The organism is Actinospica durhamensis (assembly GCF_018139695.1).
Lineage (GTDB): Bacteria > Actinomycetota > Actinomycetes > Streptomycetales > Catenulisporaceae > Actinospica > Actinospica durhamensis.
In genome coordinates this window covers 1-23,046 of record NZ_JAGSOG010000049.1, presented here as the reverse complement: position 1 = coordinate 23,046, position 23,046 = coordinate 1, and the positions used below count along the sequence as shown (strand labels likewise).

At 71.4% G+C, this 23,046-nt stretch carries 22 protein-coding genes, 2 tRNA genes and 1 pseudogene; 13 read left to right on the top strand and 12 right to left on the bottom strand.

The genetic code is table 11. The annotated features are described in order from the left end of the window. Window positions 1-40: 40 nt before the first annotated feature. From KDL01_RS12810 to aceE, 3 genes are all read right to left on the bottom strand, one after another. The gene (locus tag KDL01_RS12810) at window positions 41-463 is read right to left on the bottom strand and encodes a hypothetical protein (RefSeq protein ID WP_212528666.1); all 423 of its coding nucleotides are present in this window, start codon (window positions 461-463) and stop codon (window positions 41-43) included. Between the two features lie 25 nt (window positions 464-488). Then, window positions 489-1,247, bottom strand: coding sequence for a hypothetical protein (locus KDL01_RS12805; protein WP_212528665.1), 759 nt, complete (start codon window positions 1,245-1,247; stop codon window positions 489-491). A gap of 308 nt (window positions 1,248-1,555) precedes the next feature. After that, the gene (aceE, locus tag KDL01_RS12800; RefSeq protein WP_212528664.1) at window positions 1,556-4,309 is read right to left on the bottom strand and encodes a pyruvate dehydrogenase (acetyl-transferring), homodimeric type; all 2,754 of its coding nucleotides are present in this window, start codon (window positions 4,307-4,309) and stop codon (window positions 1,556-1,558) included. A gap of 505 nt (window positions 4,310-4,814) precedes the next feature. Between aceE and KDL01_RS12795 the strand changes: the two genes are divergently transcribed. The 5 genes from KDL01_RS12795 to KDL01_RS12775 all read left to right on the top strand — a co-directional run bounded on the left by KDL01_RS12795 (window position 4,815) and on the right by KDL01_RS12775 (window position 7,385). Next, window positions 4,815-5,126, top strand: coding sequence for a DUF1918 domain-containing protein (locus KDL01_RS12795; RefSeq protein ID WP_212528663.1), 312 nt, complete (start codon window positions 4,815-4,817; stop codon window positions 5,124-5,126). Between the two features lie 135 nt (window positions 5,127-5,261). Continuing rightward, window positions 5,262-5,705 carry a DUF3052 domain-containing protein gene (locus tag KDL01_RS12790; RefSeq protein WP_212528683.1) on the top strand — a complete coding sequence of 148 codons (444 nt, stop codon included), beginning with the start codon at window positions 5,262-5,264 and terminating at the stop codon, window positions 5,703-5,705. Next, window positions 5,702-6,169 (top strand): redoxin domain-containing protein, encoded by a 468-nt coding sequence (locus KDL01_RS12785; RefSeq protein WP_212528662.1) that lies wholly within the window; start codon window positions 5,702-5,704, stop codon window positions 6,167-6,169. Before KDL01_RS12790 ends, KDL01_RS12785 begins: the two co-directional genes overlap by 4 nt. A gap of 360 nt (window positions 6,170-6,529) precedes the next feature. After that, entirely contained in the window at window positions 6,530-7,219 is a 690-nt protein-coding gene (locus tag KDL01_RS12780; protein ID WP_212528661.1) for a hypothetical protein, read from the top strand. A 94-nt stretch (window positions 7,220-7,313) separates the two neighbouring features. Further along, a tRNA-Val gene (locus tag KDL01_RS12775) sits at window positions 7,314-7,385 on the top strand. 67 nt (window positions 7,386-7,452) lie between these two features. Here the strand turns inward: KDL01_RS12775 and KDL01_RS12770 are convergent. Beyond that, on the bottom strand, window positions 7,453-7,734 hold the full coding sequence (locus KDL01_RS12770; RefSeq protein WP_212528660.1) for a DUF6959 family protein: 282 nt from the start codon (window positions 7,732-7,734) through the stop codon (window positions 7,453-7,455). Between the two features lie 56 nt (window positions 7,735-7,790). Next, a tRNA-Pro gene (locus KDL01_RS12765) sits at window positions 7,791-7,873 on the bottom strand. A gap of 148 nt (window positions 7,874-8,021) precedes the next feature. On the opposite strand from KDL01_RS12765, the gene KDL01_RS12760 reads away from it, so the two are divergent. Continuing rightward, a complete protein-coding gene (locus KDL01_RS12760; protein ID WP_212528659.1) occupies window positions 8,022-8,621 on the top strand; it encodes a hypothetical protein in 600 nt (199 codons plus the stop codon). An 83-nt stretch (window positions 8,622-8,704) separates the two neighbouring features. Here the strand turns inward: KDL01_RS12760 and KDL01_RS12755 are convergent, their stop codons facing one another. After that, window positions 8,705-8,950: a hypothetical protein gene (locus tag KDL01_RS12755; protein WP_212528658.1), complete on the bottom strand. Its 246-nt coding sequence runs from the start codon at window positions 8,948-8,950 to the stop codon at window positions 8,705-8,707. 107 nt (window positions 8,951-9,057) lie between these two features. Here KDL01_RS12755 and KDL01_RS12750 point away from each other — a divergent pair, with 107 nt between their 5' ends. Continuing rightward, window positions 9,058-9,873, top strand: a complete 816-nt coding sequence (locus KDL01_RS12750; protein WP_212528657.1) for an ATP-grasp domain-containing protein — start codon at window positions 9,058-9,060, stop codon at window positions 9,871-9,873. 48 nt (window positions 9,874-9,921) lie between these two features. Here KDL01_RS12750 and KDL01_RS12745 read toward each other — a convergent pair whose 3' ends face one another. Beyond that, entirely contained in the window at window positions 9,922-10,944 is a 1,023-nt protein-coding gene (locus tag KDL01_RS12745) for an EamA family transporter (RefSeq protein ID WP_212528656.1), read from the bottom strand. A gap of 31 nt (window positions 10,945-10,975) precedes the next feature. After that, a complete protein-coding gene (locus KDL01_RS12740; protein WP_212528655.1) occupies window positions 10,976-11,683 on the bottom strand; it encodes a rhomboid-like protein in 708 nt (235 codons plus the stop codon). Window positions 11,684-11,753: 70 nt separating this feature from the next. On the opposite strand from KDL01_RS12740, the gene KDL01_RS12735 reads away from it, so the two are divergent. The 3 genes from KDL01_RS12735 (at window position 11,754) to KDL01_RS12725 (ending at window position 14,559) form a co-directional block, all read left to right on the top strand. Further along, a complete protein-coding gene (locus KDL01_RS12735) occupies window positions 11,754-12,992 on the top strand; it encodes a geranylgeranyl reductase family protein (protein ID WP_212528654.1) in 1,239 nt (412 codons plus the stop codon). Between the two features lie 227 nt (window positions 12,993-13,219). Continuing rightward, window positions 13,220-14,026, top strand: coding sequence for a trehalose-phosphatase (gene otsB, locus KDL01_RS12730; RefSeq protein WP_212528653.1), 807 nt, complete (start codon window positions 13,220-13,222; stop codon window positions 14,024-14,026). Window positions 14,027-14,235: 209 nt separating this feature from the next. Further along, a complete protein-coding gene (locus KDL01_RS12725) occupies window positions 14,236-14,559 on the top strand; it encodes a DUF8844 domain-containing protein (protein ID WP_212528652.1) in 324 nt (107 codons plus the stop codon). A 133-nt stretch (window positions 14,560-14,692) separates the two neighbouring features. Here the strand turns inward: KDL01_RS12725 and KDL01_RS12720 are convergent, their stop codons facing one another. From KDL01_RS12720 to KDL01_RS12710, 3 genes are all read right to left on the bottom strand, one after another. After that, window positions 14,693-15,193, bottom strand: coding sequence for a DUF3145 domain-containing protein (locus tag KDL01_RS12720; RefSeq protein ID WP_212528651.1), 501 nt, complete (start codon window positions 15,191-15,193; stop codon window positions 14,693-14,695). 471 nt (window positions 15,194-15,664) lie between these two features. Beyond that, entirely contained in the window at window positions 15,665-16,132 is a 468-nt protein-coding gene (locus tag KDL01_RS12715) for a hypothetical protein (RefSeq protein WP_212528650.1), read from the bottom strand. Between the two features lie 266 nt (window positions 16,133-16,398). Beyond that, entirely contained in the window at window positions 16,399-17,400 is a 1,002-nt protein-coding gene (locus tag KDL01_RS12710; protein WP_212528649.1) for a cation diffusion facilitator family transporter, read from the bottom strand. 174 nt (window positions 17,401-17,574) lie between these two features. Here KDL01_RS12710 and KDL01_RS12705 point away from each other — a divergent pair, with 174 nt between their 5' ends. The 3 genes from KDL01_RS12705 (at window position 17,575) to KDL01_RS12695 (ending at window position 21,812) form a co-directional block, all read left to right on the top strand. Further along, a complete protein-coding gene (locus KDL01_RS12705) occupies window positions 17,575-19,488 on the top strand; it encodes a phosphatidylglycerol lysyltransferase domain-containing protein (protein WP_212528648.1) in 1,914 nt (637 codons plus the stop codon). Window positions 19,489-19,709: 221 nt separating this feature from the next. Continuing rightward, window positions 19,710-21,014 carry a sensor histidine kinase gene (locus KDL01_RS45215; protein WP_212528647.1) on the top strand — a complete coding sequence of 435 codons (1,305 nt, stop codon included), beginning with the start codon at window positions 19,710-19,712 and terminating at the stop codon, window positions 21,012-21,014. Window positions 21,015-21,092: 78 nt separating this feature from the next. Continuing rightward, the gene (locus KDL01_RS12695) at window positions 21,093-21,812 is read left to right on the top strand and encodes a response regulator (RefSeq protein WP_212528646.1); all 720 of its coding nucleotides are present in this window, start codon (window positions 21,093-21,095) and stop codon (window positions 21,810-21,812) included. Window positions 21,813-21,843: 31 nt separating this feature from the next. Here KDL01_RS12695 and KDL01_RS12690 read toward each other — a convergent pair. Beyond that, window positions 21,844-23,046, bottom strand: a pseudogene (locus tag KDL01_RS12690) (hypothetical protein); the annotation flags it as partial.

The following is a 23,046-nucleotide window of genomic DNA, read 5'->3' as shown; positions in this document are numbered from 1 at the left end:
GGTGGCGGGACGCAGTGGCGCGACGCGGTGACGGGACCGCTCAGCGGACCGGCACGGTCAGGCGGTGTTCGATCAGCGCGATGTCGGCCAGATCCTTGGCCCGGCCAAGACCGCGTTTCCAGCGCAGGGTGTCGCCCAGCGACATGAACGGGATGCCCTCGACCCGCACGGCGGCGTCGATCATCGCGTCGACGTCGCCGGATCCGGCCAGCCAGTGGTCGAACACTTCGATACAGCCGTCGAAGAGCTCCACCCGAAGTCCCAGGCCGGAGGCGGCGAGGCTGACCTGTCCGTGCGTGAGGGCACGGTCCCAGGCCTCGCCCCGGGCCACCAGGTCCAGATCGTGGACGGTTGTCTTCAACCCGTAGGCGAGCAGGGGTCCACTTCCTGTGACGACATAGTCACTCGGAGGTAGGCGCAGTCCGGCGAGCAGCCGGATGAGTACGTGGTCGGCAAGAACCATGCATACATCATGCTGCAAAACCCGACTAAACGGCTGCCATCCCCAAGGCCAACCGCGTGAGCAGGGCGGAGACCACCGCGATGACCAGGCTGCTGAGGCTGCCGATCAGGTAGTACTCGGCCAGGCCCTCCTCGTCGCGCTGCAGCGCCGGGAACCGGGCGGCCGACTTCGCGGTCAGCGCGAACGCGGCCGCGGTGGGCTGTCCGGCCAGCAGGAACGCGAAGTACAGGGAGCGCTCGAGCCAGCCGAGCAGCGTCCCGCCGCCCAGCACGGCCTGGGCCCGCCCGGCCGTCACGCTGGAGAAGCGGCGCAGGATCAGGCCGGTGGCCAGGCCGCCGAGGAAGAGCGACGCCGCCGCGCCGTTGACCGTCACCGCCAGCCGGTTGTCCTCCAGCGCCCGCCCGAGCTCGCGCCACAGCGGCGTGCCGCCCAGGGTCAGCGCGGCGAAGACGGCCGGCACCGCGAACAGCACCGAGCGCGCGGCGCGGATGAGCGCGCCGGTCGCCCGGGCGCGCAGGTCCGGGGCCGGCGACTCAGTCTCCTGATGTTCCGTGGTCTGGGCCGAACCCCTGGACACCAGGAGTCTGCGAACAGCCGCTGCACACACCCCGCACATGCACACCGCGACCCAGGCCTGCCAACGGCCGTATATCGGCAGCACGGTGTAGAGCGCGTACGCTCCGGCCAGCGCGGCGGCGGCGGGATCGGAGGTGCGGATCCGGCTGAAACACAAGGGCAGCAGGACCGCGAGCACCAGCCCCTCGAGCAGTCGGATGTCGAGCATCCCGCCAGAATGGCGGGCGCCGCCGACCAAGTCAACAGAGGACTGACATCAGAACACCGCGTCACCGGACGGGTGCGGGCGGGCCCGGCCGTGACCGCACCGCAGCCGATCCGTCATGGTCCTGACATATCGGGAACCCTTGGAGTTCCACCGGAATTCACTCGCCCGCGATGTGCCGGACGTCGTCCGTAGCCGCGTGCGCGGCACCTTCGATCCCCTGTGGTGGAAAAAGGCGAACGCCGCGGGTGACGGATTCGGAGGGGAACCCGTCGCCCGCGGCGCGTTGGCCGTTAACCGTCAGCCGTGGATCAGCCCTCGCCGCCGGTCGGGCCGGTGCCGGCCGCCTTGACGTCGTGCAGCTTGTAGCGGTTGATCGCCTCGGTCACCACGTCCCGCTTGACCTCGCCGCGCTTGGCCAGCTGGGCCAGGGTGGCCACGACCACGGACTCGGCGTCGATGTGGAAGAACCGGCGGGCGGCGCCGCGGGTGTCGGCGAAGCCGAAGCCGTCCGCACCGAGCGAGGTGTAGTCGTTCGGCACCCACTGGGCGATCTGGTCCGGCACCGCGCGCATCCAGTCGGACACCGCGACCACCGGGCCGTCGGTGGCGGCGAGGGTCTCGGTCACGTACGGGGTACGGGCCGGCTCCTCCGGGTGCAGGAAGTTGTGCTCGTCCACGGCCAGCGCCTCGCGCCGCAGCTCGTTCCACGAGGTGGCCGACCACACGTCCGCGGCCACACCCCACTCCTCGGCCAGCAGCTGCTGGGCCTTGAGGATCCAGGGCAGGCCCACACCGGAGGCGAGCAGCTGCGCGCGCGGGCGGTCGGCCGGGCCCTGGGGCGCGACCTGGTACCGGTAGAGGCCCTTGAGCAGGCCGTCCACGTCGATCCCGGCCGGCTCGGCGGGCTGGACGCCCGGCTCGTTGTAGAGCGTGACGTAGTAGAACACGTCCTCGCCGTGCGGGTGCTCGGCGCTCGAGCCGTACATCCGGCGCAGACCGTCCTGCACGATGTGGCTGATCTCGAACCCGAACGCCGGGTCGTAGGCCACCACGGCCGGGTTGGTCGAGGCGATCAGGTGCGAGTGGCCGTCGGCGTGCTGCAGGCCCTCACCGGCGAGCGTGGTGCGTCCGGCGGTGGCGCCGAGCACGAAGCCACGGCCCATCTGGTCGGCGAACTGCCAGAACTGGTCGCCGGTGCGCTGGAAGCCGAACATCGAGTAGAAGATGTAGATCGGGATCGACTGCACCCCGTGCGTCGCGTACGAGGTGCCGGCCGCGATCAGGGACGCGGTGGCGCCGGCCTCGCTGATGCCCTCGTGCAGGATCTGGCCCTGCTTCGACTCCTTGTAGGACAGCAGCAGCTCGCGGTCCACGGCCTCGTAGGTCTGCCCGTGCGGCGAGTAGATCTTCGCCGTCGGGAAGAGCGAGTCCATGCCGAAGGTGCGCGCCTCGTCCGGGATGATCGGCACGAAGTGGGCGCCGATCTCCTTGTCCTTCATCAGGTCCTTGAGCAGGCGGACGAAGGCCATGGTGGTGGCCACCGACTGCTTGCCGGAACCCTTCTTCAGGTCCGCGTAGACCGCGTCGCCCGGGAGCTTGAGCGCCTTGGGCTTGACCGTGCGCGAGGGCAGGTAGCCGCCCAGCGCCGCGCGGCGCTCCTTCATGTACTGCACTTCCTCCGAGTCGGCGCCCGGGTGGAAGTACGGCGGCAGGTCCGCGGCCAGCTGCTCGTCCGTGATCGGCAGGTGCAGCCGGTCGCGGAACTCCTTGAGCTCGGCCTTGGTCAGCTTCTTCATCTGGTGCGTGGCGTTGCGGCCCTCGAAGTCCTTGCCCAGCGTCCAGCCCTTGATGGTGTGGGCCAGGATCACGGTGGGCTGGCCCACGTGCTCGCGGGCCGCCTTGAACGCCGCGTAGACCTTGCGGTAGTCGTGGCCGCCGCGGGAGAGGTGGCGCAGGTCGTCGTCGTTCATCCCGGCGACCATCTTGCGCAGGCGGGCGTCGCCGCCGAAGAAGTTCTCCCGGATGTACGCGCCGGACTCGACCGAGTAGGTCTGGAACTGGCCGTCCGGGGTGGTGTTCATCTTGTTCACCAGGGTGCCGTCGACGTCCTGGGCCAGCAGCTGGTCCCAGTCGCGGCCCCAGATGACCTTGATCACGTTCCAGCCCGCGCCCCGGAAGGTGGACTCGAGCTCCTGGATGATCTTACCGTTGCCGCGCACCGGGCCGTCGAGCCGCTGCAGGTTGCAGTTGATCACGAAGGTGAGGTTGTCGAGCTCCTCGCGCGCGGCGATGGACAGCGCGCCGAGCGACTCGGGCTCGTCCGTCTCGCCGTCGCCGAGGAAGGCCCACACGTGCGAGCGCGAGGTGTCGGACAGGCCGCGGTTGTACAGGTACTTGTTGTACCGCGCCTGGTAGATCGCGCCGATCGGGCCGAGGCCCATGGACACCGTGGGGAACTCCCAGAAGTCCGGCATCAGCCGCGGGTGCGGGTAGGACGGCAGGCCCGGGGTGTGGCTGTGCTCCTGGCGGAAGCCGTCGAGGTGCGCCTCGGTCAGACGGCCCTCGAGGAACGCGCGGGAGTAGATGCCGGGGGCGGCGTGGCCCTGGAAGTAGATCTGGTCGCCGGCCTCGCCGTGGTCCTTGCCGCGGAAGAAGTGGTTGAAGCCGACCTCGTAGAGCGAGGCGGCCGAGGCGTACGTGGCGATGTGCCCGCCCACGCCCATGCCCGGCCGGTTCGCCCGGGAGACCATGATGGCCGCGTTCCAGCGGATGTACGCGCGGATGCGGCGCTCGATGTCCTCGTCGCCGGGGAACCACGGCTCGCGCTCGGGCGGGATCGTGTTGATGAAGTCGGTCGAGCGCAGGCCGGGAACACCCACCTGGTGCTCGCGGGCGCGCTCGAGCAGACGCAGCATCAGGTAGCGGGCACGCTGACGCCCCTGTTCGTTGACGACCGCGTCCAGGGAGTCGATCCATTCGCCGGTCTCGGCCTGGTCGATGTCCGGCAACTGGCTCGGCAGGCCGTCACTGATGATCGAGAAGCGCTCTCGTCCGCTAGCCACGTTCGTCCTTAGAAGTGATCGCGAAACGCGCGAGTCGGCGATCGGGCCGCCGCGTGCGTCCTACTGTTCGGTACCTCGTTCCTCCCCATGGTCGTACGGACGAGCAGCCCCCGTCATCTCTACCGGGGGGTAACCGACCCTTATCGGGTCACATGCCACCCCGAATGGCGGCTTCGACGCCCGTCGAGTCCGATTGTCGGACGTCCTTGTTTCCTCGGCGGAACCCGCCGCGGCGCGCGGGCTTTGGACCGGTCGACGGCGAAGTGTTGGCGAAGTGTTGGCAATGGCCGGGTTGGGATGTTTTCTAGGAGGAAGGGTTCTGGCAGGGCGTGACCACCCGGTCACTGCGCGCAGCGCGCGCCCCGCGGCCGGTGCCCCGACACTGGAGGCAGCCGGGACACCACCCGGCGCCACCCCGCACCACGCGGCATCACCCCGCACCACGTACCACGCACCACCCCGAACGGCCCGTACATGGAACCAACGCGCGCGAGAGGCGGCTCATATGCGTGCAGCGATCGGCGACACCCTCCACATCCACACCAACCACCTCGGCACCACCGAACATCTCGGCGAGATCCTGGAAGTGCGCGGCCTCGACGGCGCGCCGCCCTATCTGGTCCAGTTCCGCGACGGGACCACCCGACTGCTCTACCCGGGCCCGGACGCCGTGGTCGAGCATCCGACGGCCGCCGCCCATCCGGCGCCCGTCCACGCCCCGCTCAGCCCCGCGGTGCCGAGCCACTCCCCGGCCGTCTCGAGCCCGCAGCAGGTGGCCGTATCGGCCCGGCGGATCCACACCAGGCCCGGTTGGTGACCGCATTGTGAGCGCAACGGGTGCGGGGTACTTGCGTCCTGGGCGTTGCCCGTGTGGACTAGCCGGGTGGATGAAAACAGCATCCGGGCCGCGCAGGACGCGACGCCCGGCACCCAGACGGGGAGGAACACCTTCGTGAGCGCCACCGCGGACCGCGCGGAGACGGACGGTGAGTACCAGGCGGCACGCCGCCTCGGGTTCACGTCCGGTCAGGTGGTCCAGGAGATCGGCTACGACGAGGACTGCGACGAGGAGCTGCGCTCCGAGATCGAGGCGGTCACCGGCGGCGAGCTCTTCGACGAGGACTACGAGGACGTCGCCGACGCCGTCCTGCTCTGGTACCGCGAGGATGACGGCGATCTGGTGGACGTCCTGGTGGACGCCCTCACCTCGCTGGCCGACGGCGGCCATATCTGGCTGCTCACCCCGAAGGCGGGGCGTGACGGTCACATCGAACCGAGCGACATCGGCGAGGCCGCGCCCACGGCCGGGCTCACCCAGACCAGCTCCGTCTCGGCGGGCCGGGACTGGGCGGGCACCCGGCTCGTGGCACCCAAGGCCCGGGTGGGCAAGCGGTGAGCTTGTCGGCGGGCGCACCGGCGCCCCGGTTCGTGCTCAAGGACCAGCACGGGGCCGCGGTGGAAGTCGGCGGTAAGGCGCCGGACGGCCGCTCGACGCTGGTGGTGTTCTACCCGTTCGCCTTCTCCAGCGTGTGCGGCAGCGAGCTCGCCGCACTGCGCGATGCCGGAGCGGAGTTCGACGGGGACCGGGTGCGGTTGGTGGCCGTCTCCTGCGACCCGATGCACGCCCTGCGCGGCTACGCGGACCAGGAGGGCTTCGGCTTCGCGCTGCTGTCCGACTTCTGGCCGCACGGCGGCGCGGCCCGCACCTACGGCGTGTTCGACGAGGCCCGCGGCTGCGCCGGACGGGGCAGCTTCCTGATCGACCCGGACGGTGTGCTGCGCTGGTCGCTGGTCAACCCGATCAGCGAGGCGAGGCCGCTCGAGGCTTACCGCGAGGCGTTGGCCGGCGCGGCGGGCTAGCACAGAGGCGAACGCACCAGCTCGTCGGCCGTACCCGCCCGCTCCCCGTTTCCCACCGCACCGCGCGGTGGAGGGGCGGTCGCGCACGGCTGTTCATCCACGGCGGCTCCGGGTCCCCCCGGGGCCGCCGTACTCAAGCTCGGCGCACGTCTGAAGCTCGGCGCACGTCTGAGACACGCGCACCGCTCGACCCACGCACGCCTCGGCACACGCACCGCTCGACACACGCACGCCTCGGTGCCGCCCCCGTCGAATCAGCGCTCTGCCCGGATCCGGGTCTGCGCGCCCGGGCGCGGGGCATACTGAACCTGGGCCCGGCGCGCCGGGGAAGCAGAGTTCGATCACCGAAGGTGGGGTCGCGTGTCCGGGATCGACTGGAACTCCGGCGGTCAGGCGCCGTTCGACCGGGTGCGGCTGAGCGCCGCGGCCGGCGAGATACCGCTCTCGCGCCTCGGCGCGGCCTCCGGCACGCTGCGGGTGAACCTGCGCTGGTCCGGCCCGGACGAGAGCGCGGGACGCGGCCCGTTCCGCCGCAGGATCGAGCCCACCCCCGCCCCGGGCGTGGCCCGCGGCCCGAAGGTGGACCTCGACCTCGGCTGCCTCTACCAGTTCACCGACGGCCAGCGCGGCGTGGTCCAGGCCGCCGGCCAGCGCAACGGCGACTTCGCCCGGCCCCCCTACATCCGCCTCGACCGCGACGACCGGACCGGTTCGTCCACCGGCGAGAACCTGTTCGTCAACATGGACCACAGCGCCCACTTCCAGCGCGTGCTGATCTTCGTCCTGCTCGCCGGCGGCTCGGACGACCTGACCAAGGTCGGCGCCGCGCTCACCCTCTACCCCACCAACGGCCCCGCCCTTGGCCTGCGCCTCGACGGCCAGGGCACCACAAAGGCCAAGAGCTGCGCCGCCGTCCTGATCCAGCGCTCCGGCCCCGAGTTCGCCCTGCGCACCGAGACCAAGTACTTCGGCGGCTACCAGAGCGAGATCGACGCCGCCTACGGCTGGGGCCTGCACTGGGCCCCGGGCCCGGGCAAAGTCCGGATATAGACCCCCGCCCGTCCACATCCCGGACACTCGGGAAACTCACGTGGCCGACCCCCGTGCCCGTGCCGCTACACTGGGGCCTTGCACCGGCCACCCCGGGCGCTTAGCTCAGCGGTAGAGCGCTGCCCTTACAAGGCAGATGTCACTGGTTCGAACCCAGTAGCGCCCACCTAGCCCAGACGCAGATCAGGCCACCCCGGACGGGGTGGCCTGACGTGTCGAACGCCGCGACACGGTCAACGAGGGTGGTTGAAGAACGGCAGCGGCAGCCCGTGCTCTTCCAGAGCTCCGCTGTAGCGCTCAAGCAAGCCGTCCACGTCGTGCAGCACGAGCGCCAGCGACTCGCGAGCATCGTCGACATCGCCGGCCGCGATGGCCTCCTGCACCTCGGCCAAGTCGGCTCGAAGCTGCGCGAGCGTATCGCCCTGGACGAGCACACCGGGGAAGCGCCGACCCGGCAGCCGTACGACGGCGTTGTTGCCGCCGTCCGTGAACAACTCAGCCTCGATACGTTCCACAGGATGCTTCCGATCCAGCCGTGGGCCCGTGAGAAGTGAACGCTCACGCGTCGAGATGGTGACGCCGGCGGGATTCGAACCCACGCCTACCAATCTCCCGAAGGAGCGTTGGTCATCCTAGGCCGCTAGACGACGGGCCACCGGCACATGAGGCTACGGACGGGCGCAAGCTCCGCCAAGTGGTTTTCGTGCCACTCACCTGCCGGTAAGGGGGCGGTTGGGCAAGCTCCCGCTGTCGTTGCCGCGTTTACGAGTACTCTTCCCTTGATTCAAGGGGAGGGCATCACATGCTCGATCACGACAACGCTTCCGTCGCAGCTCTTGCCCGCCCGGGCGGGGGCACGTGGACGGCCTTGGCGCTGGTCGGCCTCTTTGCCTGGTGGGGACTCTGGGGCGAGGCGGTGGAGCACACCAGCGTTCCCAACGGCTTCGTCTTGCTTTTCTCGCTCGCCCTCGCCGGCATCGCCGTCTCCCGCTGGCTCGCTCGATACGGCGCCGTCAGGCTTGTCCCGAGCGCGCGGGCTGGGGCGGGCTGGTTCGACTCGGGCAGTGCGCTGTATGTCGGCGTCGCCCTCCTGCTTCCCGGCAGCGCATGCTGGCTTGCGCTGCGGTCTGTACGGGTCGGCCGGCTGAAGCGGTCAGCCGGCCGCACGCGCGAAACGCGTCTTGGACTCGCCGCGCTCTGGATGCTCTGGGCCGTCGCCGGCACCGCGGGGCAAACGGTCCCCCTGGTCTGGGCCATGGCCTCGAACGACCCGGGCACGGGTCTCGCGCCGGAGATCATTCTGCAGGCAGGAATCCTGCTTAACGTGGCCGCCATGGGAGCGCTGATGTACCTCGAACCACGGGCGGATCCCAGCGCTGAGCGCAGGTCAGCCCGCCTTTAGGTCCATCCGGCAGATCAAAATTCAGGGATGTGAGCCACCCTCGAACGTCAGAGGCTTCGGCAGCTTCGGCAGCGGTCTGCTGCTCAATCAACCTGCGAAGGGCCGCCTCGAGAACCCTTGTGCGCCTCGGGCAGCAGGACCTTGTTCGAGATCCGCACCTGGTCGACCATGAGCAGCCCGAGGTGGCGCACCAGGTACTCGGCCAGGGCGTCGTCGGTGATTTCGGTGCCTTCGATGTCGAGCCGGAATCCCTGGGTCTGCAAGCCGCCGCCGTTGCTGAAGGTGATCTCTGCGTCGAACTGCACACGCCACTGCTGCTCGGTGTCCATGGCAGTCATGCTCGCCGACGCGTAGCGGCCGATCAACCCCGCCTTGGTCGGGGCGCGTCGGCAAAATCAGTGGGTGCCGAGCGGTCTCGTTGGCGATGATGGGCGCCATGGCCTCGCTCCCGGTTCTGGTGTTCCCGCCGCGCTTCAACGACACCGCACGTGTGCTGTCGGAAGCCGCGGCGCGGCGCGGGCTGCGCATTGAGACGCTCTCGACGTGGCGGGTGCCTGAGCACCTGCGGGGGCACGGGGCCGCGCACCTGTATGCCGGCCCGCTGTTCGCCGATGCGGTCGGAGCCGAGTTGAACCTGGCGTTGCTTCAGCCGCCGGAGGACTTCCTGCCCTCGCTCGACCCGGCGTTCCTGGCCCGCGACGTCCGGCTGGCCTCGATCGCCGAGGCGCGCACGATCAGGCGGCCGGTGTTCGTCAAGCCGCCGGCCGACAAGCAGTTCCCGGCCAAGGTCTACGCCGACGGCTCGAAGCTGCCCGGTCCGGACGCCGTGGACGACGACCTGCCCGTGCTCGTTTCCGACGTCGTCAGGTTCCTTGTGGAGTACCGGCTGTTCGTGCTCGACGGCGCCATCCACACCGGCAGCCGCTACGCCACCGACGGCGACCTGGACATCGCCCCGCTCGACCCGGCTAACGCGGACACGGCCCTGGCCCTCGACTTCGCCGACGACCTGCTGCGGGCGACCGCGGCGAGGCTGCCCTCGGCCGTTGTGGTCGACGTGGGGATCCTGCGATCCGAGGACGGCGCGCGGCGTCCCGCGGTCATCGAGGCGAACATGGCCTGGGCGTCGGGCCACTACGCGGCCGATGCCGACCGAGTCCTCGACGTCGTGCTGCGCGCCGCCTTCGACCACGGCATGCTGACCACGCGCGACACGCCGTTCGCCCGGCCGGTCCCGGCGGTTCGGGGGTGACAAGCGCGGCCAGGGTGACGAGGCGCCACCACGTCGCACGCCATTGCGTTAGGCGTGGCTGGGCTCGGCCTCGTCGGGGGCTGACGTAAGGAGTGCGTTGGTGGGGACGAGTTCGACCCAGGTGGCGGCGGGGGCTTCGGGGCGGGCCTGAGCTGCGCTCTGGGCTATGTAGGCGCCGAGCAGGACCACGACGCCGCCGGTGATCTGGACGGTGTTGAGGCGCTCGCCGAGCAGGATCCAGGCGAGGACGCAGGCGGTGACGGGTTCGACGTAGGAGACGCCGGCGGCGACGGGGGCGGACAGGCGCTGGACGGCCATGCCGCCGATGACGTACGAGACCACGGTGCTGATCATCACCAGCAGCAGCACGACCAGCCAGCCCTCCACCCGGCTCGAGCCGATGGCGACCGGGTGGGCGAGCAGGTGCCAGGGGGCGTCCCACGGCGTGGCCAGGGGCGCCAGCGCGATCGCGCCCACGACCATGCCGCCGGAGGTCAGGCTGAGCGCGTCGACGGTGCCCGTCATCCTGTCCAGCAGCACGAAGTAGGTCGCGTTGCCGGCCGCCGCGCCGAGGCCGCAGACCAGGCCGAAGGCGTCGAGGCGCACGCCGGTCCAGATCTCCACCACGCAGCACAGGCCGACCATGGCCAGGCCGATGCCGAGATACGCGGCGGGGCGCACGTGCTGACGGCGGATCAGCCGCAGGTAGCCCACCACCAGGACCGGCCCGGTGAACTCGAGCAGGATGGCGATGCCCACCGGCAGCCGGCTGGCCGCCACGAAGTACAGGCCCTGGCACGACGCCACCACGACCAGGCCGAAGACGATCACCGAACGGCGTATCGTGCGGTCCCGCCACAGCGGCGCGAACGCCGCCGGGCCGCGCAGCCGCAACAGCACCGCGAGCAGCACCACGCATGCGCCGACCACCCGCAGCCAGACCGCCTCGAGCGGGCTGAGACCGGCGTCCGTGAGTGCCTTGGCGAAGGTGCCGGACGCACTGAAACAGGCGGAGGACGTCGCGCCGAGGGCGACGCCGATTCCGCGGCTCGAGGTGGAGGGAGATGTCACATCGATCAGCGTACGTGACGTAATACGCCCGTTACCCAGGCGTTTTCGCTCCGGCCTCGGCCCTGCCCGCGCCGCGCCCGCGCACCTTCTCGCGCAGCCACCGGTAGACGGCGAGCGGGTCCCAGCGGTAGTCGGTGATCCGGGTCAGCGGGAAGCAGGCGAACCCGATCAGCAGCGCGCTGAAGTGGCCGAGGTCGGTGAAGGTGTCGTTGACGACCAGGTTGTAGCCGTAGTACGTCAGCAGCAGCCCGGCGTACAGGTAGCACCACGGCTGCACGATCAGGTACGCGAGCACCCCCTGCACGCCTGCCAGCGCGTAGCTGACCCCCACGTCGAGGGTGAAGATCGCGCGAGAGGACATGTAGCCGCGGCTGACCTCCCAGTAGACGACGCCCTCGCTCAGGTACGTCGCGCCCACGTGCGCCGAGACCACCACCACGAACCAGCGCGCGGTGCCGAGCATCCGCTCGACCGGGACGTGGAAGACGTTGTAGAGCAGGTAGTACATCCACAGGCCGCCGCCGTCGATCCACATGGCGCTGCTGACCAGCACCCTGATCGGGTTGCGGCCGAGTTCGTGCAGGTTGGTGGAGCGCTGGCGCAGGAAGTGGTCGCGGAACGCCGGGTTGACGCGGCTGATGATGTACGTGGTGATGGTCAGGATCACCAGCCAGCAGAACGTCGCCGGAGCGCGCCGGATGTAGTGCCACACGCCGGCGGCCGCCCGGGTAAGCGTCACAGTCGGTGACCTTAACCGACCGTCCGTCGTCAAGCTGCGCACCTCGCCGCAGGCCGATTACCCTTCACCCGTGATCGAAGCACCGAAGGACCTCAGCAGCTCGGCGGACCGCGACCTGTGGGATGTGGTGGTGGTCGGGGCCGGACCCGCCGGCTCCAACGCAGCGCGCGCCGCCGCGCAGGCCGGGGCCGAGCGCGTGCTGCTGCTGGAGAAATCCGAGCTGCCGCGCTACAAGACCTGCGGCGGAGGCCTGATCGGCTACTCCCGCCGCGCGCTGCCGGAGGGCTTCGACGTCCCGGTACGCCAGCGGATCGACGCGATCACCTTCACCCATGACGGCACCAAGGAGCGCACCCGCCGGGACAAGGCGGGCGACCTGCTGGTTCTGGTCAACCGGGCGGAGTTCGACCTGGCACTGGCCAAGGCGGCGGTGGAGGCCGGAGCGGTGCTGCGCACCGGAGCCACCGTCAGCTCCGTGGACCAACCTGGACCCGCCGCTCCGGTGACGTTGAACCTGGCCGACGGCTCGAGTGTGCGCGCCCGCGCGGTGGTGGGCGCGGACGGCTCGGCCAGCCGGATCGGGCGCTACGTGGGGGTGCGCTGCGAGCAGGTCGACCTGGGGCTCGAGGCGGAGATCCAGGTGCCGCAGGCCGTGGCCGCGCACTGGGCGAACCGGGTGCTGGTGGACTGGGGGCCGCTGCCCGGGTCCTACGGCTGGGTGTTCCCGAAGGGCGACGTGCTCACGGTCGGGGTCATATCGGCCCGCGGCGACGGCGAGGCGACGCGCACCTACTACCGCGACTTCATCCGGCGGCTCGGGCTCGAGGGCTTCCCCACCGTGTCGGACTCGGGCCACCTGACCCGCTGCCGCGAGGAGGGCTCGCCGCTCAGCCGGGGCCGGGTGCTGGTGGCCGGGGACGCGGCCGGACTGCTCGAGCCGTGGACCCGCGAGGGCATCTCGTTCGCGCTGCGCTCCGGCGCCCTGGCCGGAACCAGCGCCGCCGAGCTGGCCCGCCGGGGCCGCACCGAGCAGGAGGGCGGCGCGTCCGACGCCGGGTACGCCGCGGCGGTCGAGCACATGCTGGGCGTGGAGATGCAGGCCGGACGCTCGATGCTGGCGCTGTTCGAGCGCCACCCGGCCTTCTTCCACCGCGTGGTGACCCTGATTCCGGTGGCCTTCCGCCTGTTCGCCGACTTCTGCCGCGGCCGCACCTCGCCGGCGAAGCTGATCCGCAACCCGGTGGCCCAGAACCTGCTGCGGACCCTGCCGAAGCCCAAGCCGCAGGACGCGATGGAGGCCGGGCGGTAGCCGGGCCGGCCGACGGGTGGATCGGTCGGACCGGGGTTCGGCCGGTTCGCCCGGTTCGGCCGGATCCACGGCGCCGGGGTGCAACGGCGGCGCGCCGGGGTAGGTACGTCGGCGCACGCCCGTAGTACGGCCGGGGACGGCGCGGCGGGTTCGTAGTACCGCCGTTCCCGCGTATACCGTGGACCCGGCTGCATCCGCCGTGATCCATACGCAGCATGAGGGGTCTGATGAACAGGGAACAGCTGCGCCGCACCGCGTTCTTCTTCGACTTCGACGGCACGCTCAGCGCCATCGGCCCGGATCCGGAGAAGGTCGGCCCGGTGCCGGACGCGCCGCAGGCCCTCGCTGAACTGGCCGGGCGCAGCGGCTACTGCGCCGTGGTCTCGGCCAGGCCGGTGTCGTTCCTGGCCCGCCAGTTCGGCGGCGTGGAGCCGGGCGGCGAGGCGGACTCCGACGACGGGGCGGCGCCGAGCGGCGTCCCGGAGCTGCACGGCCTCTACGGGCTCGAATTCTCCGCCGACGGCGGCGCCACCGTGCACACGCTGCCCGAGGCCGCGCCGTACCGCGAGGTGATGCGCGAGGCCGTGCTCGAGGCGACCCGTGATCTGCCCGGGGCGCTGATCGAGGACAAGGGCCTGTCCTGCGCGGTGCATTTCCGTAACTCGCCCGACTTGGGCGACGCGGCGGACGAGTGGGTCGAGCAGTACGCCCGGGCACACGGGCTCAAGGTGCAGCGCGGGCGGATGGTGGTCGAGCTCAAGCCGCCGGTGCAGCGGGACAAGGGCGCGGTGGTGCGCGACGCCCTGGCGGCCCGTCCGGAGCTGGTGGGCGGCTGGTTCTTCGGCGACGACCTGGGCGACCGACCCGGCTTCGAGGCCCTGGCGGAGCGGGCCGAGCGCACTCCGCGCTTCACCGCGGTCCGGGTGGCCGTGGCCAACGCGGAGGGCGACCCGCTGGGCGACCTCGCGGACCTGATGCTGGGGGCGCCCGACGAGGTCCCCGGCCTGGTCCGGCGCCTGATGCGGGAGGGCTGAGGCGAACCGAGGCGGCCGGGACGCTGGGCCGGGCGCGGCCCCCGGGGCGGGTGGCGCCGCGGTACGGCGCGCCGGGCGAGGCACGGCGAGCGCCCCCGGGGCTCGGCCGGTCCAGGTCGGAGCGGGGGCGGGACGACGCGGGGCGGTGAGCGCGGACGTTCACCACCGTGTCGTTGAACGGGACCGCTCAGGCGTGAGACTGTGGACGAGTGAAGCAGCAGCCCAAGTCCAGCCCGGTCCCCTTGCTGTTCGACCCTGCCGTGCCGGAGCCCGACCGGGCCCGGTTCTTCGGACTCGAGGACATCGCCGACCCCGGCGAGCTGCTCGAACGAGCCACGAAACTGGCCGAGGCGTTCCGCGCCGCGGCCGAGCGCGCCGCCGCGTACCAGGCGCTGGCGGCGGCCGAGCTCACCGACCCGCGCCGGTTCGACCGGCTGACCTTCGCCGAACTGGGCGAACGCATCGGCCTGTCCCCCGCCGCGGCCCAGACCCTGGCCGAACGCGGCCAGCGGATGGGCGTGAAGGTGAAGTAGGCCGGACGCCGGACCCGCTTCGGCGAACGGCGCCGGAGGGACCGGAAGCCAGCGCGGTCGCTCGCGGCCACGTGCCGCGAGCCGCCGCGCCCCGGACCCGCGTGCCGACGGGCGCGGCTGTCGGCCGGCCGGCCTAACCGACCTGGTGGAGCCAGCGCACGGGCGCGCCGTCTCCGGCGCAGCGGAAGGGCTCGAGCTCGTCGTCCCAGGGGCGGCCGAGCAGCGCGCTCAGCTCCTCCAGCAGGTCCGCTCCGCGCGCCGCGTGCAGCATGGCGGTGCGCAGGCGGTCCTCGGTGATCATGATGTCGCCGTGGACACCCGTCACCGCGTGGAACACCCCGAGTTCGGGGGTGGAGGAGTAACGTTCCCCCTCGGCGCCCTGCGAGGGCTCCTCGGTGACCTCGAAGCGCAGCTGCTCCCAGCCGCGCAGGGCAGAGGTCAGCCGGGTGGCGGTGCCGGGCTGGGCTTCCCAGGACAGCTCGGAGCGCCAGAGCGCCGGCGAAGCGGGTTGCCGGGTCCAGTCCAGGCTCACGCGCACGCCGAGTACCCCGGCGACTGCCCACTCGACGTGCGGGCACAGCGCACGGGGCGCCGAGTGGATGTACAGCACTCCACGAGTGACACGGGTCGGCACGTCGGACTCCTTAGATAGCAACTGCGTCTACTCCACGGCGTACGGACGAGGTTCGCCTTCCCCAGCGGCCTTGCCATACCGTTGAGACGCCGATGCCACCCGTGCGGGGCCTTCGCGTCCACCCTGATTCAGTTGTCTGTCGTGTCCGGCAGGGCGCCGGTCGCTGCCCGCGCCCTGTGTCCGGGGACCCACGCCCTGGGCCGGACAGGTGGACTGAGTCGAGGTCAGTTTAGCCGTTCACTGCGATCATCATGCCTCGTACAAGCTTTTCTCGATACGTCGATGACCTTACGCGAGGGCCGCTAGTCCTGTCAGGCACCCGTACGAGTGACGACTCGGCCGCCTGGACACCCGTACGGAGCAACCCGAGCGGCCGTGCACCCTCCGGGGGCGCGGCAGAACCCTGCGGAACTGGAACCGGAGCTGGAACCGATCCGCGGTGATCCGTCGCGAGGACGAACCCTGACGGGACTAGGAGCCGCAGGATGCTGCGGTACCCGAGCTCTTGCCGGTGGAACCTGCCGTGCCGGTGGAACCGGTCGTGCCGGTGGAACCGCTCTTGCCGGTGGAGCCCTGTGCGGTGGAGGCGGTCGTGGTCGCCTTGCCGGAGCAGGAGGCGCTGGAGGAGCCGTCGGTGGAGACCGCGGCGAGGTACCAGCAGAGACTGAACACAGCGAGTATGCAGGCGACGACGACTCCTCGCCAGGCCTCCCGACGCCACCGCTCCCGCCGCAGGATCCGCCGCTCCACCCGGTGTAGGAAGGCCAGCTCGCGGCGCAGCCAGACCTCCGCCTCGGCCGTGGCGCCGGCCGCGCGCCACCCGCCGGGCTGGCCGCCCGGTTCGGGGGACGAAGAACCCGCGCGCCAGTCCTCGGGGAACTCGATCACGTGCACGCCCTCCCTTGGCCGCCCGACGTCGCCGTCTGGGACCACCTTCATGGTCCGGAAGTCAGACCGGCGAATCTGGACAACTCGTGACCAAGGCCGGTGAACTGACTTTCTCCCAATGATCCCCATTCGGGCAAGACCAGGGCGCCAAGGTTACCGTTCCGTTATCTACCAGGGACGTCGGTGTCGAATTTGACCCCTTTGATATTGAATGAGGTTCCCATGAAAACCGTTTCCGCCTGCTCGGGGGCCGCGAAAGGGCGCGTTCCGCGACCGTGCCGACACGGGCGGTCACGGGCGGTCAGGCACACGCACCGTCAGGTGCAGTGACCCTCCGGGCGGCCGCCGGTGTCGAGGGCGCCGCGGCCGATGGTGAGTATGTCGGAGGCCGTGTGGTCCACCTGGAGCGTGGTGTGTTCGATGCCGTATTCCTTGCGCACCAGCGCCTCGAGCTCGAGCCGGACGCTGTGGCAGTCGTGGCCCGGGGAGACGAGCACGTGCGCCGAGAGCGCGGGGAAGCCCGAGGTGATCGTCCACACGTGCAGGTCGTGCACCTGGACCACGCCGTCGAGCCCGCGCATGCCGCCGGCCACGGCGGCCGGGTCCACGCCCTCGGGTGCGGCCTCCAGGAAGATCTTCCAGGACTCGCGCACCAGCCCGTAGCCCGCCCGCGCCATCAGTCCGGCCACCACCAGCGAGGCCAGCGCGTCGGCCCGGTCGAAGCCGGTGAGCAGCACGACCAGGCCGGACAGGGCGGTGGCGATGAAGGCCCAGGCGTCGTTGAGGATGTGCTGGAAGGCGCCCTCGACGTTGAGGCTGTCCCGGTTCGCCCGGCTGATCAGCAGCGCGGCCGCGGCGTTGACCGCGATCCCGGCGATGGCGACGACGAGGACCTGGGCGCCGTCCACCGCGGGCGGGTTGATGAGGCGGGTGATCGCCTCGTAGACGAAGATGCCCACGAGCACCAGCAGCGTGATGCCGTTGGCCTGGGCGGAGAGGATCTCGGCCCGCTTGAACCCGAAGGTCCAGCGGCCGTAGGCGGGCCGGGCGGCCAGGCGCATCGCGACGATGGCGAGCACCAGCGAGAAGGCGTCGGTGAGCATGTGGCCGGCGTCGGAGATCAGCGCGAGCGAGCTCGCCGTGATGCCGACGGCCACCTCCACCGCCATGTAGCCGAGGATCAGGCCCAGGGCCCAGAGCAGGTAGCGGCGGTCGGTCTGCGCGGTCACCGCGGCGCCGTGGTCGTGCCCGCCGCCGTGCCCGTGGCCGGCGCGGCCGTGCCCGTGGTGACCGTCGTGATCATCGTGCCCGTCTGCCATACGGGCGAGTGTACCCGAGGAGTGACAGTACCTTGAGATATGATAATGACAACGGTTGTCAGCGTCGCGGGCGGCCGGTGCCGAATCCGAGGCGTGCCGATTGGCTCCATCCCCCCGCGATGGAGCACGATAGAGGCCGGGGATCGGGCTACGGACGAGGCGGAAGAACAGCGCATGGCAGCGGGCACGACGAAGACGTTCGCCGAGGCGAACCGGGGGCCCGGGCCGCTCAGCCTGCCCGGCAAGATCGTGGTCTGGTACCTGCGGCTGGTGGTGCTGGTCGACCTGATCGCCGTGCTCTCCTACACCATCGGCCGCGAGGTGCACCGGCACGAACACGACGGCGGCTTCGGCGGGCACTTCTTCACCCCGTTCCTGTTCACCGCGAGCCTGGTCTCGGCCGCGCTCGCGGTGTTCCTGGCCGTCACGCTGCGGCGGCGCAAGCACGTCGCCTGGGTCTGCACCACCATGCTGGTCGCCTTCACCTGCGTCGCCGACGCGTACTGGCTGAGTGAGAACGGGTACCGGACGCACTGGATGAACTGGGTCGCCACCGCCGTGACCGTGGCCCTGCTGCTCCTGCTGATCCTGGCCAGGAAGGACTTCTACGCCAAGGGCGAGGATTCGAACCCGAAGACCGCCTTCGCCGTGCTGGTCTGCGGCGCGGCCGTGGCCACGGCGATCGGCACGGCCATGCTGACCTGGTTCGGCACGGTCGGCGACAGCGCGATGGCCGACCGGATCGAGTACGTGCTGCTGCGGCTGGCGACCGTGGACAAGCAGGACGTCTCCGGGCTCGGCATCAACAGCCCGCACTGGCTGGACGTGCTGATCAACGCGATGAGCCTGGTGCTGTTCCTGACCGTGGTCTACGCCCTGTTCCGCTCGCCGCGCGGCCAGGTGCGCCGTTCCGAGCAGGACGAGCAGCAGCTGCGGGAACTGCTGGCACGCGAACCCGACCCGGATTCGCTGGGCTACTTCGCGCTGCGCCGGGACAAGTCGGTGATCTTCTCGCCGAGCGGCAAGGCCGCGATCGCCTACCGGGCCGTCGGCGGCGTGTCGCTGGCCTCGGGCGATCCGCTGGGCGACGCCGAGGCGTGGCCGGGCGCGATCGAGCTGTGGCTGCGCGAGGCCGCGGAGCACGCCTGGTCCCCGGCGGTGGCGGGCGCCAGCGAGCAGGCCGGGGAGATCTACTCGCGGCATGGGCTGACCGCGCTCGAACTCGGCGACGAGGCGATCGTGGAGGTCTCCGACTTCACCCTGGACGGACGGGCGATGCGCACGGTGCGCCAGGCCGTGAACAAGGTCAAGCGCTCCGGGTACACCGCGCGGATCCGGCGGCACCGGGACATCCCGGTCGAGGAGATGGGGATCCTCGGCGCCGCGGCCGACCACTGGCGCTACGGCCAGCCGGAACGCGGGTTCTCCATGGCGCTCAACCGGCTGGGCGACCCGGCCGACGGCGACTGTCTGATGATCGAGTGCTTCGGTCCCGACGGCCGGCTGCGCGCGCTGCTGTCCTACGTCCCGTGGGGCAAGGACGGGCTCTCGCTGGACCTGATGCGCCGGGACAAGGACAGCGACAACGGCCTGGTCGAGTTCATGGTGATCGAGCTGCTGCAGAACGCCGCCGCGTTCGGGGTGGCGCACGTCTCACTCAACTTCGCCATGTTCCGGGCGGTGTTCGAGCGCGGCTCGAAGCTGGGCGCCGGGCCGGTGCTGCGGCTGTGGCGCAGTGTGCTGCTGTTCTTCTCCCGCTGGTGGCAGATCGAGTCGCTCTACCGGGCGAACGCGAAGTACCGCCCGATCTGGGAGCCGCGCTTCGTGCTCTACGCGCGCTCGGCCGACCTGCCGCGGATCGGGGTGGCCTACGCCAGGGCCGAGGGCTTCCTGGCGCTGCCGCTGATGCCGTGGCAGCGCCGGTCCGCGGTGGACGTGGCGCACATGACGGGTCCGACGGACACGGGCACGGACACCGCGGACACGGGCACGGCAGGCGCAAGCACGCCGGACGCGGACACCGACACGGCCGGCACCGAGATCGCCGCGGGCAAGGCCGAGAAGCCGGACAAGCCGGCCAAGCCCTGACCTCGACTGCGGGCTGCCGTCCGACTGATTTCCACCCGCGTCTCCACCCGGGGGTGGATCCCGGGCCCGACCCGCCGTCCTAGTCTCTGAGCATGAATCCGAGCGCCCCCACTCGCAGGCCGGCCGCCGCGGGCGCCCGACAGATCATCGTACTGATAGAGGCCTCCCGGTATGGTGGGCGCATGGGGGCAGGTTTCTCGGGCGAAGTCGGGTAGCGGGCCGTGCGTTGGAGCGATCTGCTGGACCGGGACCACCGCCTGCGCTCGATCCAGGACATGCTCCCGGGCGCGCGCGGGCTGCCCGGCGGCCCGCAGGAGCGGCGCCCGGCCGAGGTCGCGGTCCGCTTCGTGGTCCTGCTGCTGTTGGCGCTGATCCAGTTCAACGACGTGGGCCAGGGCGGCTGGCACGGCATCGGCCTGCTCGCCGGGGTGGTCAGCGCGCTGTGCGTGCTGGGCTGGGGCGCCTGGGTGCTGGGCTGGGGCATGCCCTGGCGCTGGTCTCCCTACCTGGCGCTGAGCGGACTGCTCGTGCTCGGCACCGGCGGAGCGCTGCTGACCGGCGTGCTGACGCAGTACGTCGGAGTGAGCCCAGTCTTCCCGGCCATCGCAAGCGTGGTCGTCTCGGTGCGCTGGCCGGCCCTGCGCGCGGCCCTGGTGGTGGGCTGGTTCGAGGCGGTGCTGCTGGTCAGCGCGGCCACCCAGGGCTGGCACCACTTCGGCACCACAGGCCTGGGCTACGCCAGCATGCTCGCGGGCATGTACGGCCTCGGCGTCGGGCGGCGCTCCTACATCCTGCGCGCGGAGAGCGCGGAGCAGTTGCTGGCCGAGACCGAGCGAGCCAACCACGAGCAGGCGCACGCCGCCGCGCTGGCCGAACGCAGCCGGATCGCGCGCGAGATCCACGACGTGCTCGCGCACTCGCTGGCCGCGTTGACGGTACAGCTCGAGGCGGCGGACGCGCTGCTCGAGGCGGGCGGCGAAGCCAGTGTGGCGAAGGCGCACGACTACGTCGCCAAGTCGCGCCGGATCGCCCGGGAGGGACTGATCGAGACCAGGCGGGCCATCGCCGCGCTGCGCGAGGACGCGCCGCCGATGCCGGAGCTGCTCCACGCGCTGGCCGACGCGTACGAGGGCGACACCGGCGCGGACACCGAGGTGAAGATCAGCGGTCTGCCGCGCCCGCTGGCCGCCGACGCGGGCCTGACGGTGTACCGGGCCGCGCAGGAGTCGCTGACCAACGTGCGCAAGCACGCGCCGGGCGCGCCGGTGCGGATCCGGCTGCTGTTCGGCGACGGACGGGTGGAGCTGAGCGTGGCCAACGGCGCGCCCACCGCCCCGCCGACGGCACTGGCCGACTCAGGCGGCGGATACGGCCTGTCCGGACTCAAGGAGCGGGCGGAGCTGATCGGGGGCACCCTCGAGGCCGGACCGCTCGCGCCGGGCGAGGAGTTCGGGGGCGCCGGCGGCCCTGACGAGGACGGCCGGGCGCGGACCGGCTGGCAGGTGACGCTGCGTCTGCACGGCTGACGCGGTGCGCGGCGGCCCCGCGGACGGACTCGCGGACGGATGGGCCCGGCCGCGGCGGCGGCCGATATCCTCGGCTCCATGGTGGGCGAGTCAATTCGGGTTCTGGTGGCGGACGATCAGGCTGCGGTGCGCGAGGGATTGGCGACACTGCTGGATCTGACGCCCGGGATCGAGGTGGTCGGCCAGGCCCGGGACGGGGCGCACGCGCTGGAGCTGGTGGCCGAGCACGCTCCGGACGTGGTGCTGATGGACCTGCACATGCCGGGGATGGACGGCATCGCCGCGACCCGGCGGGTGGCCGCCGAGCATCCGGGTACGCGCGTGGTCGTGCTCACGACGTACGCCGACGACGGCTCGATCCAGGGCGCGCTGCGGGCCGGTGCGCTCGGCTACCTGACCAAGGACGCGGACCGCGGCCAGATCGCGCGGGCCGTGCAGGCCGCGGCGAACGGCCAGTCGGTGCTCGACGAGGCGGTGCAGCGCAAGCTGATCGCGGCGCTGGGCGGCGCGGGCGCGGACGGGCCGATGCCCGGGTCCGGCGCGACCGGCCCCGGTTCCGGCGGCGCACCCGGTGCCGGAACCGTTGGCGCGCCCAACGGTCTGACCGCGCGTGAGGTGGACGTGCTGCGGCTGATCGCGGCCGGGAAGTCGAACCCGGAGATCGCCCGGGAGCTTTTCGTCTCCGAGGCGACCGTCAAGACGCACGTCAACCACGTCTTCGCGAAGACCGGCGCGCGCGACCGGGCGCAGGCGGTGCGCTTCGCCTACCAGCACGGCCTAGTGGCCGAGCGGAACTGAGCATCGCGGGGCCGAGGACGCGGCCCCGGCGTCAGCCGTGGGCGTAGCCGCTGCAGATGCTCTGTGTGTGCTGGTAGTCGCTGAGCAGCTTGCCGTTGAGCGTCGAGATGTCGCCGAGGCTGCCGACGTCCGAGAAGTTCCCGGTCTCCAGGTCGCCCATCATGGTCTTGAGCTGCTGCAGGTCGCCGACCAGGGACGTGATCGAGGTGCGGGCGTCGGTGTGGCCGGCCTGGGCGGCGTCGGCCTGGAACCTGCCGATGAGCACCTGGAGGTCGGACTCGTAGGCCTTGACCGCGGCGGTGAACTGCTTCGTGCCGTAGGAGGTCTTGCCCATGGCCTCGGCGTCCGTCCCGAGCTCCTGGCTGTAAGTCAGATAGTCGCCGATCGCCGCGACACAGCCGGGATCGGCGCCGTGGGAGTCCGCGACCCGGAGTATGTAGACCCCGGCGGCGCCCCACGCGACGCTGAAGACCAGCGACAGCGTCACGCCGAGGACCGCGACGCGCCGTCCGATGCCGCCGAGCAGCTTCGCCTTCGCCAGGCCGATGATCGAGAACACCAGGCCGACGACGGGAACGATCGAGGTGAGCGCGCCGGTGAGCGCGAAGGCGTTGTTCGGGCGCGCGCTTCCACCCGCGGGCGCGGCGATCGGCGGGCCGCCCGGAGCCTGCGGAAACGGCGGCTGCGGATACGCGATCGGCTGCGGCGGCTGGGGCGGCTGCGGGGGCTGCGCCTGCTGAGGCTGGGGCGGCTGCGGCGTGTAGGCCGGGTAGGACGGCTCGGCCGGGTAGGACGGAGGCTGCGGGGGCGGCGCGTACGACGGGTACGACACTCCCTGCTGCGGTTGTTGCTGCTGCTGTTGCTGATACGGCGGCGCGGGAGGCTGCTGCTGGTAGACGCCGGAGCCGGGCGGGTAGGCCACCGGAGCCGCGGGCGCCGCGTGCGTCGGCACGTGGGCGGGGGCAGCAGGCGCGGACGCGGCGGCACCGGGCACCGCGTACGGATCCGGCGTCGGATAACCGGGCACCTGGCCGTACGACTCGGCCGGCTGCGGGTATCCCGGCTGCGCGTACGAGGGCTGGGACGGCATCGGTGACGCGTAGGCGCCGGACTGTGCCTGGCCCCAGTCCAGACCGGGCGCGGGCTGCGGCTGCGCGTACGGACCGGCGGGCGCGGGCGGCGCCGGCGGCTGTGCGGGGTACTGCTGGGCGGGTCCGCCGGGGTAGGACGGGGA

What these genes read in the sequence shown, in the direction of transcription:
- KDL01_RS12810 (WP_212528666.1), bottom strand. Translation starts at nt 463, where the DNA reads ATGGTTCTTGCCGACCACGTACTCATCCGGCTGCTCGCCGGACTGCGC.
- KDL01_RS12805 (WP_212528665.1), bottom strand. Translation starts at nt 1,247, where the DNA reads ATGCTCGACATCCGACTGCTCGAGGGGCTGGTGCTCGCGGTCCTGCTG.
- KDL01_RS12795 (WP_212528663.1), top strand. Translation starts at nt 4,815, where the DNA reads ATGCGTGCAGCGATCGGCGACACCCTCCACATCCACACCAACCACCTC.
- KDL01_RS12760 (WP_212528659.1), top strand. Translation starts at nt 8,022, where the DNA reads ATGCTCGATCACGACAACGCTTCCGTCGCAGCTCTTGCCCGCCCGGGC.
- KDL01_RS12755 (WP_212528658.1), bottom strand. Translation starts at nt 8,950, where the DNA reads ATGGACACCGAGCAGCAGTGGCGTGTGCAGTTCGACGCAGAGATCACC.
- KDL01_RS12750 (WP_212528657.1), top strand. Translation starts at nt 9,058, where the DNA reads ATGGCCTCGCTCCCGGTTCTGGTGTTCCCGCCGCGCTTCAACGACACC.
- otsB (WP_212528653.1), top strand. Translation starts at nt 13,220, where the DNA reads ATGAACAGGGAACAGCTGCGCCGCACCGCGTTCTTCTTCGACTTCGAC.
- KDL01_RS12715 (WP_212528650.1), bottom strand. Translation starts at nt 16,132, where the DNA reads ATGAAGGTGGTCCCAGACGGCGACGTCGGGCGGCCAAGGGAGGGCGTG.
- KDL01_RS12710 (WP_212528649.1), bottom strand. Translation starts at nt 17,400, where the DNA reads ATGGCAGACGGGCACGATGATCACGACGGTCACCACGGGCACGGCCGC.
- KDL01_RS12705 (WP_212528648.1), top strand. Translation starts at nt 17,575, where the DNA reads ATGGCAGCGGGCACGACGAAGACGTTCGCCGAGGCGAACCGGGGGCCC.
- KDL01_RS12695 (WP_212528646.1), top strand. Translation starts at nt 21,093, where the DNA reads ATGGTGGGCGAGTCAATTCGGGTTCTGGTGGCGGACGATCAGGCTGCG.